This window comes from Variovorax glucosi, assembly GCF_051216695.1.
GTDB lineage: Bacteria > Pseudomonadota > Gammaproteobacteria > Burkholderiales > Burkholderiaceae_C > Variovorax.
This window is the reverse complement of record NZ_JBPJZE010000001.1, coordinates 660,876-672,199: the sequence shown is the minus strand read 5'-3', so window position 1 is coordinate 672,199 and position 11,324 is coordinate 660,876. Positions and strand designations below refer to the sequence as shown.

Here is an 11,324-nt window from a genome sequence, read left to right as displayed (position 1 = left end):
CGACTGTTTTTTGCGTGCTATAATCATGCTCTCGAATATTTATTCAGGCGCGTAGCTCAGCTGGTTAGAGCACCACCTTGACATGGTGGGGGTCGATGGTTCGAGTCCATTCGCGCCTACCAATTCTTTTCCCCTTGACCAGAGGGGAATCTTTAAAGAATTGGTTTATTGAAGTCCAAGACCATTTAGGCGGACTTCTTGAATTGAAGTTGTTCAGCTTCAGTTTTTCTCCACAAGTTTCTAGTAGCAGTCGTTTGCCGCGATAGCTTTGGTTAGGCCAAATGTGTTAACTTGGTCACAAAGTTAACGGTCAGTGCCTTGAATTCACCCCTTCATCTAGAAATCGATCCGGTAATTGAAGAGCGACGCATCGCAGCCTTGCTGCGTCAGGCGCCTATCGAGTTTGCGCGGGTGGTTTACGGTCTCAGCGACCATGCCAATGGACGGCTGGGAACAGCCGCTGCTGAGGATGTTGCACGCATGGTGCGCAAGGGAACACCCGTCACCCGGGAGCGGGCGGAACAACGCGCACGTGCTTATCTGCCGACTGCCGGGCACGCGCACTGCCCGCGCTGCTGGGTTTTCGCTGGTGTGAAGAGTCCTCTGCATTACCGGGAGGTGCTGGCCGAGCGTCCGGAATCGGCGGTCTGCAAAGTCTGTGGCGCCGAATACGCGACGGACAACGTCTGACTGGAAAACCGGTCAGGGTAAACCTTGGCGCAGTGCAGCAATTCCGCTCCCTAGAATCATCCGCACGCCACCGGCGAGAACATCCCGAAGGAGTCCTTAGTGCAGAGCAAGAAGTCCGGAGACAAGCCGGTTCAGCGCGTAATCAAGAAGTACCCGAACCGCAGGCTCTACGACACGGACACTTCCGCCTACATCACGCTCACGGAAGTGAAGCAGTTGGTGATAGAAAACGCGCCTTTCGTGGTGCGCGATGCAAAGAGCGGCGACGACCTCACCCGCAGCATCCTTCTGCAAATCATTCTGGAAGAGGAAGCCGGCGGTGCGCCGATCTTCACCGAGCCGGTACTGTCCAGCATCATCCGCTTCCATGGCAAGACGGTGCGTGGCTACCTTGGCAGCTACCTGGAAAAGAACATTCAGGCGATGACCGAGATGCAGGCACAACTTGCGACCCAGGCCGACGGCCTGACGCCCGAGGTGTGGGCGCGTTTCATGTCCGCGCAATCGCCGGTGCTTCAGGGCGTGATGGGCAACTACGTCGACCAGTCGAAGACCGTATTGCTGAAGATGCAGGAGCAGATGCAGAAAAACACGGAGCAGGTGCTGGACGCTTTCGGGATCAAGCGTCCCTGAAACGGGCGCCGCCCGGACAGGGGCATTAACGGGGACAATAGACAGATATGAGTGAAGTTGTCTCCCCCGAAAGATCCACGATGTCTGCCGCCCCCAAGGTGGGTTTCGTGAGCCTGGGCTGCCCGAAGGCCCTGACCGATTCCGAACTGATCCTCACGCGCCTCAGCGCCGAGGGTTACCAAACCTCCAAGACCTTCGAAGGTGCCGATCTCGTGATCGTCAACACCTGCGGATTCATCGACGATGCCGTGCGCGAGAGCCTCGACACCATCGGCGAGGCGCTGGCCACCAACGGCCGCGTGATCGTCACCGGCTGCCTTGGTGCCAAGAGCGGTGACAGCGGCGGCAACCTGGTCCGCCAGATGCACCCGAGCGTGCTTGCCGTGACCGGACCGCACGCCACGCAGGAGGTGATGGATGCGGTGCATGCCAACCTGCCGAAGCCGCACGATCCGTTCATCGACCTCGTGCCCAACGCCTTCGGCATCGCCGGTCTCAAGCTGACACCGCGCCACTATGCGTACCTGAAGATCAGCGAAGGCTGCAACCATCGGTGTACGTTCTGCATCATTCCGTCGATGCGCGGCGATCTGGTGTCCCGGCCGGTCGGCGACGTGCTGAGCGAAGCCAAGGCATTGTTCGAAGGCGGTGTGAAGGAGTTGCTGGTGATCAGCCAGGACACGTCGGCCTACGGCGTCGACGTCAAGTACCGGACGGGTTTCTGGGACGGCAAACCGGTCAAGACTCGCATGCTCGAGCTGGTCCGCACACTCGGCGAGATTGCCGAGCCGTACGGTGCCTGGGTTCGTCTGCACTACGTCTATCCGTATCCGAGCGTCGACGAGGTGATCCCGTTGATGGCAAGCGGCCAAGTCTTGCCGTACCTCGACGTGCCGCTGCAGCACAGCCACCCGGACGTTTTGCGCCGCATGAAGCGACCTGCGAGCGGGGAGCGCAATCTGGAGCGCATTGCGCGCTGGCGCGAGGTTTGCCCGCAGCTTGTCATCCGCAGTACTTTCATCGCCGGGTTTCCTGGAGAAACCGATGAAGAATTTGAGCATTTGCTGGACTTCATCCGCGAGGCTGAAATCGATCGGGCAGGGTGCTTCGCGTACAGCCCGGTTCAAGGTGCCGCTGCGAACGACATCCCCGGCATGCTGCCGGAGAACGAACGCGAGGCGCGCCGTGCGCGTTTCATGGAAGTGGCGGAGGCCGTGTCGGTCGCGAAGCTGCGTCGGCGTATCGGCGCGACGATGCAGGTGCTGGTGGATTCGGCGCCGGGCCTTGGTCGCAAGGGCGGCGTGGGCAGGAGCTACGCCGATGCGCCGGAGATCGACGGCGTGGTGCGACTGCTGCCGCCAGAAAAAATAAGCAAGACCATGAAGGTCGGTGAATTCACGCGGGCGAAGATCGTCGGCGTCGAAGGTCACGACCTGGTCGCATTGCCTGTCTGATCGACGGATGTCGATAATCGAGCAGACAACAAAAAAGCCACCGGAGGCCGGTGGCTTTTTTGGAATGAAACCTCAAGTGGTTTCATTAAACTTGGTGCCCAGAAGAGGACTCGAACCTCCACGATGTTACTCGCTAGTACCTGAAACTAGTGCGTCTACCAATTCCGCCATCTGGGCCCACTTGCTGCAAGGAACAAACCTTGCAACGCGTTTTGAATTTCAGGAAAGAGAGCAATCATATCAAAAATAATGGCCAATCCAATACTTTGTTGGACGAATTTGAAGGAACGGTTCAAGGACATCGCGACGGACACGGTTTCGTGCAGCGCGACGACGGCGAAGCCGATATCTATTTACCCCCCAACGAGATGCGTGCGGTGCTGCACAAAGATCGCGTCAAGGCGCGCATCGTCCGGCAAGACCGCCGCGGTCGCCCCGAAGGACGCGTCGTCGAGATCATCGAGCGTCCGGAGCATCCGATCATCGGTCGGCTATTGCATGAGGGCGGCGTCTGGCTCGTCGCGCCGGAAGACAAGCGATACGGTCAGGACGTCCTGATTCCCAAGGGCGCGACGGGTCCGGCCAAGGTCGGGCAAGTCGTCGTGGTGCAACTCACCGAGCCGCCTGCGCTGTTCGGTCAGCCTGCAGGCCGCGTGAAGGAAGTGCTCGGCGAGATCGACGACCCCGGCATGGAGATCGAGATCGCGGTGCGCAAGTACGGCGTGCCGCACGAGTTCTCGGAAGCCTGCCTGTCCGAAGCGAAAGGGTTGCCCGACAAGGTGACGCCGGCCGACAAGCGCGGCCGCATCGATCTCACCGATGTACCGCTGGTCACCATCGACGGCGAAGACGCACGCGACTTCGACGATGCGGTGTATTGCGAGCCGGCCAAGGTCGGCCGCGGCAAGGGCTGGCGACTGCTGGTCGCGATCGCCGACGTCAGCGCTTATGTGCAGACCGGCTCGCCGATCGACATCGATGCCTACGAGCGCGCGACCAGCGTGTACTTTCCGCGCCGCGTGATTCCGATGCTGCCGGAGAAACTCTCCAACGGCCTCTGCTCGCTGAACCCGGAAGTCGAGCGCCTGTGCATGGTGTGCGACATGCTGATCGCCGCCGACGGCGAGATCTATGCCTACCAGTTCTACCCGGCGGTGATGTTCAGCCATGCGCGCTTCACGTACACCGAAGTCGCGGCCATCCTCGGCAACACGCGTGGCTCCGAGGCTGCAAAGCGCAAGGACCGCGTCAAGGATCTGCTGAACCTGTCCGACGTCTACAAGGCGCTGCTCAAGCAGCGTGCCCGACGCGGCGCCGTGGACTTCGAAACCACAGAGACGCAGATCATCTGCGACGACGCCGGCCGCATCGAGAAGATCGTGCCGCGCACCCGCAACGAGGCGCATCGGCTGATCGAAGAAGCGATGCTCGCAGCCAACGTCTGCAGCGCCGACTTCATCGCCGAAGGCAAGCATCCGGGCCTGTACCGCGTGCACGAAGGCCCGACGCCGGAGAAGAAGGAGATCCTGCGCGGCTATCTGAAGGCGATGGGCGTTGGCCTGTCGATCACCGACGATCCGAAGCCGGGCGAGTTCCAGGCGATCGCCGAGGCGACCAAGGACCGGCCGGACGCGCAGCAAATCCACACCATGTTGCTTCGCTCGATGCAGCAGGCGATCTACACGCCTATCAACGGCGGTCATTTCGGTCTGTCGTTCGACGCGTACACGCACTTCACCAGCCCGATCCGGCGTTACCCCGATCTGCTGGTTCATCGCGTGATCAAGGCGATCCTCAGCAAGACGAAGTACCAGCTGCCGATGCTGCCGACGCCGGGCGAGGCGCATGCCAAGCTGGCCAAGCGATTGGCTTCTCGCGTCAAGGCGCCGACGAACAAGCCGCAGAAGGCGACCGTCGCGCCGACTAAGGAAGTGCTCGCGTGGGAAGCCGCCGGCCTGCATTGCAGCGCCAACGAACGCCGCGCCGACGAAGCCAGCCGCGACGTCGAGGCATGGCTCAAGTGCAAGTACATGCGCGAGCATCTTGGCGAGGAGTACGGCGGCGTGGTCAGTTCGGCCACCACCTTCGGCATCTTCGTCACGCTCGACGCGATGTACGTCGAAGGTTTGGTGCACATCACCGAACTCGGCGGCGAATACTTCAAGTTCGACGAGATGCGCCAGGAACTGCGCGGCGAACGCACCGGCATCCGCTATGCGATCGGCACGCGTGTCCGTGTGCAGGTGAGTCGCGTCGATCTCGATGGCCGCAAGATCGACTTCCGCCTCGTGCGCGAAGGCGAGGAACTGCAGGCGCGTGCAATGAAGGACAAGGGTGTTGTCGCGCAGAACGGTGCGCCTGCGAAGGCGACGGGCAAGCGTTCGCGTAACGCGGGCGGCGACCGTGGCGATCGAGGCGAACGCAATGCCGCATCGCATGCAAAGCATGCCGATCTGCCGCCGGTCATCGACCGGATGGAGCCGCAGTCGGCGATGCAGGCATTCAAGTCGGCGGTGAAGAAAGCCGCCAACAAGATGAAGGGGCGCAAACCGCGCCGTTAAACCTAAAAGAAGAGAGACGAATCATGACCCAAACGACTTCGAACCAACCAGCCGCAGGCTTGCGCAACGCGATCGTCACCGGTGCCGGAAGCGGTATCGGGCGTGCGGCTGCGCTGGCACTGCTGGCGGACGGCTGGAACGTCGCGCTCGCTGGCCGTCGGCTCGAGCCGCTCGAACAGGTTGCGGAGGAATCCGGTGCGGGCGCGCGTGCGTTCGCAGTGCCGACCGACGTGGCGAAGGCCGCGTCGGTGCAGTCGCTGTTCGCGGCGACGGTAGAGCGCTTCGGGCGTGTCGACCTGTTGTTCAACAACGCCGGCATCGGCAACCCGCCCGGGCCTTTCGAGGACTGGACGCCGGAGCAATGGCAGGGTGTCGTCGACATCAACCTGAGCGGCATGTTCTTCTGCATCCAGCAGGCGTTCCGCACGATGAAGGCGCAGACGCCACGCGGCGGCCGCATCATCAACAACGGCTCGATTTCCGCGACGGCGCCTCGCCCCAACTCGGCGGCCTATACGTCGACAAAGCATGGCGTCGAAGGCCTGACCAAGACGGCGTCGCTGGATGGCCGCAAGTACGACATCGCGGTCGGGCAGATCGACGTCGGCAACGCGATGACCGACATGGCGTCGCGCATGGCCAAGGGCGTGCCGCAAGCCAACGGAGAACTGGCGGCAGAGCCGCTGATCGACGTGAAGATCGTCGGCCAGTCGGTGCTCTACATGGCCAATCTGCCGCTGGATGCCAACGTGCTGTTCCACACGGTGATGGCGACGAAGATGCCCTTCGTGGGCCGCGGCTAAGCGCGCCTCAGGTTCGTGCCGGAACGCTGCCGCGCGCCAGTGCGCCGGCAGTCAGCGCGGTCTCCGATGGCCAGCGATCGGCCAGGTCGCCGTGTCGCCAGACCGCCGATCGCGCGGCGTCGAACGGCGACTCGCTCATCGCCAGCGCCGCGCCCACCATGCCGGCCAGCACGTCGCCGGTGCCCGCGGTGGCGAGCCGCGCGTTACCGCTCAGGTTGACGGCTGCCCGCTCGCCGGGCGCAGCGACGATGCTTCCCGATCCTTTCAGCACGACAACGGTGCCGTAGCGAGCCGCCAGATCGTGCGCTGCCTTGAGTCGGTCGGACTGGATGGCCGTGGTGTCGATGCCGAGGAGGCGCGCGGCTTCGAGCGGATGCGGTGTCAGCACGGTCGGATGTCGCCGCTCCCGACGCGCGACGAGCAGCGTCTGCAACGCAGGGTCCAGCGCGATGGCATTCAGCGCGTCGGCATCGAGCACCAGCCGTGCGGACGTCGAGATCACGCGCGGCAACACAGCGCGGACGGCGTCGCCGCCGCCGCATCCGCAGACCACGGTCATGGCGCCGAGGTCGATCGACTCGGGTCGCCGCAGCATCAGTTCGGGCTGTGCGCCGACGGCTTCCGAGGCATGCGGATCCAGCAACCCGAGGAACACGCGTCCCGCGCCTCCGTGCAGTGCCGCCGATGCCGCCATCCACGCAGCGCCGGCCATGCCCGGTGCGCCGCCGATCACAGCGACATCGCCGTAGCTGCCCTTGTGCGATGCGTGCAGGCGCATCACGGGAGCAGGTGTGCCGGAGAGTCGAGCAATCGCCGTGACGGTTGTCGGAATCGCCTGATCGCAGCCGAGATCGTCGAACCAGACTTCGCCCGCCGCATCCCGTCCGTCAGCCGTGAAAAGGCCGGGCTTCAGCGTCAGCAGGCTCAGGCAGAAGCGCGGGGCTCTTGGCGAGCTCATGGTTCTGGAAGTGGTCGCGGCAATGCGACCGGTGTCGGCGTTAAGTCCCGATGGCACATCGACGCCCAGCACCGGCGCGAGGCCAGAATGCATTCGTTCCAGCCAATCGGCCAGGTGCCCTTCCGGGGGACGGGTTGTGCCGATACCCAGCAGCGCATCGATCGCCAGCTCCCATTGCGCAGGCGGCGATGTGGCGAAGGCGACGCCGGCTTCACGTGCTCGCAGCAGCGAGGCCGCGGCATCGGGCGGCAGTCGAGCCTCTTCGCCAACCAGCGTCACGACCGGCGAGAAGCCGTGAAGCCGCAGTTGCGCCGCAGCTTCGAGCCCGTCGCCGCCGTTGTTGCCGGGACCGCAGGCGATCCAGATCGTTTCCGCATGCGGCGCCAGCGCCATCGCCAAACGCGCGACGGCGAGGCCGGCGCGTCGCATCAGCGTATGCGGCGGCAGGGCGGCTGCAGCGGGCTGCTCGATCTGGCGGGTGCCCGCGATGTCGAACAGATCGGCGGCGGATGCGGACGTGATGCGTTGCATGGCCGATCGTCGCCGGTGTTCAGCGACCGAGCAGGCGCTCGATGCCGAGGCCTTCGAGGTCGATGCCGGCATCCTGCCCGCCGACCAGGTCGGCCAGCACGCGTGCGCTGCCGCATGAGAGCGCCCAGCCGCTCGATCCGTGCCCGAGGTTCAGCCACACACCCGGAATGCCGCTCGGTCCGATCACCGGCGGACCGTCCGGCAGCATCGGGCGGGCGCCTTTCCACTGCTGCACGCCGGTCTGCAGCGTGGCCGCGCCGGGAAACCAGTCGTGCAGCACCTTGTAGAGCGTCTGCAGTGCGGCCGGATTCATGATGTCGAGCTTGCCTCCGATCTCCGCGCTGCCGGCGACGCGCACCCGCAAACCCAGCCGCGAGATCGCGACCTTGTAACGCTCGTCCATCACCGCGCTTCGTGGCGCGTTGAGCGGCTCTCGGATGTTGGCGCTGATCGAATGCCCGTAGATCGGTGTCAGCGGCATGCGCACGCCCAGCGGACGCAGCAGCCTGGCCGACGCCACGCCGGCGCACATCACGATGCTGTCGAAGGGCACCGCAGCGGAGCCGCGTGCCAACGCCAGCGAACGCGGTGCCGCCCTGGAGAGCGGCGCGATGTCGCAGTTGAAATGGAACTTGACGCCCAGCGATTCGGCTTCCCGCTTCAGCAGCAGCGCGAACTGGCGGCAGTTGGCCACCTCGTCGTCGGGCAGGTGGATGGCGCCAGCAAGTTTCGTGTCGGTGTTGAGCGCCGGCTCGATGCGCCGCGCCTCGTCGGCATCGACTTCGCGGAAGACGCTGCCGGCGGCACGCAACACGTCGAGGCCGGGCTGCACGATCTTCAGGTCGCGTTTCGAGCGAAGCAGCACCATGTAGCCGTCGCTGCGCTCGTAGCTGAGCTCGCGGGTGGCGCTGATCTCGTGCAGCCGCGTGCGGCTGTAGAAGGCCAGGCGCTGCATGCGCGCACGGTTCGCCAGGTAGGTTTCCAGCTTGCAGGCGCGCTGCCATTGGGCCATCCAGCGCAGGTCGCGTCCGGCCAGCGGCCAGCGCACCTTGATGGCACCGTGGCTCGACAGCAGCGAGCGCAGTACTTTCAGGCGCATGCCGGGCGCCGCCCAGGGCGTCACATAGCCCGGCGCAACGACGCCGGCATTGGCAAAACTGGATTCCTCGGCTGCGGCGCCGCGACGGTCGAACACGACGACCTCGTGGCCGTCGCAGGCCAGTTCCCAGGCGGTGGTGATGCCGATGATGCCGGCACCCACGATCGCGATTTTCATTATTGAGTTGTCGTTCTTGAGAAATACAGCTGTTGCGCGCGCTGCAAGCGCTCGGCTGGCAACAGCAAAGCCACGGATTGTCGGGGGCGGCGCCGGCCTCAGGCTGAAAGCATGGCCTGTTCGGCGTGCAGCGCGATGGCCAGCACGGTGTCGTCGTGCATCGCGGCGTGCCACAGCATCAGCCCGACCGGCAGTCCGCCGTCGACCGGGCAGGGGATGGAGATGGCGCAGCCGTCGAGCATGTTCACGATCGACGGATTGCGCAACAGCAACGCATTGATGCGGAAAAACTCGGCATCGCGCTCGTCGCCGGGCGAAACGCTGTCGATGGTCGGCGCGGTGATCGGCACGGTCGGCGAGAGCACGGCATCGAAAGGCGCGAGCGCCGCTTCGACGCGCGCGATCCAGTCGCGGCGCGCATGGATCAGATCGATGTATTCGTGTGCCTTCATGGTTGCGCCGCGCAGGATGCGTTGTGCCACGCGCGGGTCGTAGCCGACTCCGCTGCGTTCGAGCAACTGCCGATGCCAGGCATAGGCTTCGGCTGACGAAAAGCCGCCGGTCGCGTTGATCGTCGAAAGATCGGCCAGTGCGGGCAGGGAAATCTCCTCGATCTTCGCGCCGGCCGACTTCAGTGCGACCAGCGCCCGCTCGAAAGCCTGCGATACGGCGGGCTCGATGCCGTCGAAGAATGTGTCCCTGACGATCGCCAGGCGATAGCTTCCGAGCTTTTTGTTGCGCGTGACGACCGTGCGGGCGGCGAGAATTTCGTGCGCCGTCACGGCATCGCGCACCGAGCGCGTCATGGCGCAGACCGTATCCAGCGTCGTCGACAGCGGCAGGGCGCCGTCTGCCGGCACCAGCCGCGCCGTGCTCTTGAAGCCGACGATGCCGTTCAGCGCCGCCGGAATGCGGATCGAGCCGCCGGTGTCGGAGCCGAGGCCGATGAATGCCGCGCCCGTGGCGACCGAGATTGCCGCGCCGGACGATGAGCCTCCGGGAATGCGCGGTGTTTTCGCATCTGCGGCGTTGGCCGGCGTGCCGTGGTGCGGGTTGACGCCGACGCCTGAGAAGGCGAATTCGGTCATGTTGGTGCGGCCCAGCAATGCGCCGCCGGCGGCGCGCAAACGCGCGACCGCTGTCGAATCCGCTCCTGCAACTTTCGCATTCGCCAGCACGACGGATCCTGCCGGCGTCGACTGGCCGGCGATATCGAACAGGTCCTTGGCCGAGAAAGCCAGCCCTGCAAGCGGCTGGTGCAGGGTCGAGGCGGCGGCTTCGCGACGGGCCTCGTCGAACATCGGCTGTAAGAAGACCGACTCGCATGCCGGCGATTCGGCTGCGCCGATGGAGCGCTCTATTTCGGTGCGCGCATCGGTGTCGCCGGCGATCAGGGAAAGGCGGGTGGCGTGCAGGTCTGTGCGCATGGTGGAGGTGTCCGTGTGGAAAAGAAGCTGTCCTGCGGGGATGCTATGATCGCTGGGTTTCGCCTGACCAGGTGGCCATCCAGGCATTCAAAGCCGGGTCCCGAGTCAGAACCAAGCGAAATCATCCGCAAACCAGCCCACTCAAGGTGTTGCCGTTCTCCATGAAGGAGGCGGCGAAACGGGCTGGATTTTAGACCCAACCTTCGGAGTAATCCCTATGTCGACAACCATGCGCGAAATGCTGGAAGCCGGTGTCCATTTCGGTCACCAAACCCGTTTCTGGAACCCCAAGATGGCGCCGTTCATCTTCGGCCATCGCAACAAGATTCACATCATCAACCTGGAAAAATCGCTTCCGATGTTCCAGGACGCGATGAAGTACGCCAAGCAGCTCACCGCCAACCGCGGCACGATCCTGATGGTCGGCACCAAGCGCCAAGCCCGCGAGATCGTTGCTGAGGAAGCCCGCCGCGCCGGCATTCCTTTCGTCGATACCCGCTGGCTCGGCGGCATGCTGACCAACTTCAAGACCGTCAAGACGTCGATCAAGCGTCTGAAGGACATGAAGGCCCAGCAGGAAGCCGGCCTCGACAGCCTGAGCAAGAAAGAGCAACTCACGTTCTCGCGCGAAATTGCGAAGCTGGAGCGCGATATCGGCGGCATCCAAGACATGACCGCGCTTCCGGACGCGATCTTCGTGATCGACGTGGGCTTCCACAAGATCGCCGTCGCCGAAGCCAAGAAGCTCGGCATTCCGCTGATTGGCGTGGTCGACTCCAACCATTCGCCTGAAGGCATCGACTACGTGATTCCCGGCAACGACGACTCGTCCAAGGCTGTGGTTCTGTATGCGCGCGGCATCGCCGACGCCGTCATCGAAGGCCGCAACAGTGCGACCAACGACGTCATCAAGGCAGTGACCGAAGCCGGCAACGACGAATTCGTCGAAGTCGAAGAGGGCGCTTCCGCCTGATCGCGCCTTGCGCGAGCC

Annotated in this window: 9 protein-coding genes and 2 tRNA genes; 7 read left to right on the top strand and 4 right to left on the bottom strand. The window is 64.0% G+C overall.

What is annotated here, in order from left to right; translation table 11 throughout:
- Positions 1-45: 45 nt before the first annotated feature.
- From ACSFA3_RS03255 to rimO, 4 genes are all read left to right on the top strand, one after another.
- Positions 46-122, top strand: a tRNA-Val gene (locus tag ACSFA3_RS03255).
- A 169-nt stretch (positions 123-291) separates the two neighbouring features.
- Positions 292-690 carry a hypothetical protein gene (locus ACSFA3_RS03250; protein WP_435503955.1) on the top strand — a complete coding sequence of 133 codons (399 nt, stop codon included), beginning with the start codon at positions 292-294 and terminating at the stop codon, positions 688-690.
- A 99-nt stretch (positions 691-789) separates the two neighbouring features.
- The gene (phaR, locus tag ACSFA3_RS03245) at positions 790-1,323 is read left to right on the top strand and encodes a polyhydroxyalkanoate synthesis repressor PhaR (protein WP_435503954.1); all 534 of its coding nucleotides are present in this window, start codon (positions 790-792) and stop codon (positions 1,321-1,323) included.
- A gap of 47 nt (positions 1,324-1,370) precedes the next feature.
- The gene (gene rimO / locus ACSFA3_RS03240) at positions 1,371-2,777 is read left to right on the top strand and encodes a 30S ribosomal protein S12 methylthiotransferase RimO (protein WP_435503953.1); all 1,407 of its coding nucleotides are present in this window, start codon (positions 1,371-1,373) and stop codon (positions 2,775-2,777) included.
- Between the two features lie 92 nt (positions 2,778-2,869).
- Here the strand turns inward: rimO and ACSFA3_RS03235 are convergent.
- Positions 2,870-2,954: transfer RNA gene (locus tag ACSFA3_RS03235), tRNA-Leu, on the bottom strand.
- Positions 2,955-3,043: 89 nt separating this feature from the next.
- Between ACSFA3_RS03235 and rnr the strand changes: the two genes are divergently transcribed.
- On the top strand, positions 3,044-5,338 hold the full coding sequence (gene rnr / locus ACSFA3_RS03230; protein ID WP_435503952.1) for a ribonuclease R: 2,295 nt from the start codon (positions 3,044-3,046) through the stop codon (positions 5,336-5,338).
- A gap of 23 nt (positions 5,339-5,361) precedes the next feature.
- Positions 5,362-6,141, top strand: coding sequence for an SDR family oxidoreductase (locus tag ACSFA3_RS03225; protein WP_435503951.1), 780 nt, complete (start codon positions 5,362-5,364; stop codon positions 6,139-6,141).
- A gap of 7 nt (positions 6,142-6,148) precedes the next feature.
- Here the strand turns inward: ACSFA3_RS03225 and ACSFA3_RS03220 are convergent, their stop codons facing one another.
- The 3 genes from ACSFA3_RS03220 to ACSFA3_RS03210 all read right to left on the bottom strand — a co-directional run bounded on the left by ACSFA3_RS03220 (position 6,149) and on the right by ACSFA3_RS03210 (position 10,333).
- Entirely contained in the window at positions 6,149-7,630 is a 1,482-nt protein-coding gene (locus ACSFA3_RS03220; RefSeq protein WP_435503950.1) for an NAD(P)H-hydrate dehydratase, read from the bottom strand.
- Between the two features lie 19 nt (positions 7,631-7,649).
- Positions 7,650-8,906 (bottom strand): D-amino acid dehydrogenase, encoded by a 1,257-nt coding sequence (locus ACSFA3_RS03215; RefSeq protein ID WP_435503949.1) that lies wholly within the window; start codon positions 8,904-8,906, stop codon positions 7,650-7,652.
- 98 nt (positions 8,907-9,004) lie between these two features.
- Positions 9,005-10,333 carry an amidase gene (locus tag ACSFA3_RS03210; protein WP_435503948.1) on the bottom strand — a complete coding sequence of 443 codons (1,329 nt, stop codon included), beginning with the start codon at positions 10,331-10,333 and terminating at the stop codon, positions 9,005-9,007.
- A gap of 217 nt (positions 10,334-10,550) precedes the next feature.
- On the opposite strand from ACSFA3_RS03210, the gene rpsB reads away from it, so the two are divergent.
- The gene (gene rpsB, locus ACSFA3_RS03205) at positions 10,551-11,306 is read left to right on the top strand and encodes a 30S ribosomal protein S2 (RefSeq protein WP_435503947.1); all 756 of its coding nucleotides are present in this window, start codon (positions 10,551-10,553) and stop codon (positions 11,304-11,306) included.
- Positions 11,307-11,324: the final 18 nt, after the last annotated feature.

What these genes read in the sequence shown, in the direction of transcription:
- ACSFA3_RS03210 (WP_435503948.1), bottom strand. Translation starts at nt 10,333, where the DNA reads ATGCGCACAGACCTGCACGCCACCCGCCTTTCCCTGATCGCCGGCGAC.
- rimO (WP_435503953.1), top strand. Translation starts at nt 1,371, where the DNA reads ATGAGTGAAGTTGTCTCCCCCGAAAGATCCACGATGTCTGCCGCCCCC.
- ACSFA3_RS03215 (WP_435503949.1), bottom strand. Translation starts at nt 8,906, where the DNA reads ATGAAAATCGCGATCGTGGGTGCCGGCATCATCGGCATCACCACCGCC.
- ACSFA3_RS03220 (WP_435503950.1), bottom strand. Translation starts at nt 7,630, where the DNA reads ATGCAACGCATCACGTCCGCATCCGCCGCCGATCTGTTCGACATCGCG.
- ACSFA3_RS03225 (WP_435503951.1), top strand. Translation starts at nt 5,362, where the DNA reads ATGACCCAAACGACTTCGAACCAACCAGCCGCAGGCTTGCGCAACGCG.
- rpsB (WP_435503947.1), top strand. Translation starts at nt 10,551, where the DNA reads ATGTCGACAACCATGCGCGAAATGCTGGAAGCCGGTGTCCATTTCGGT.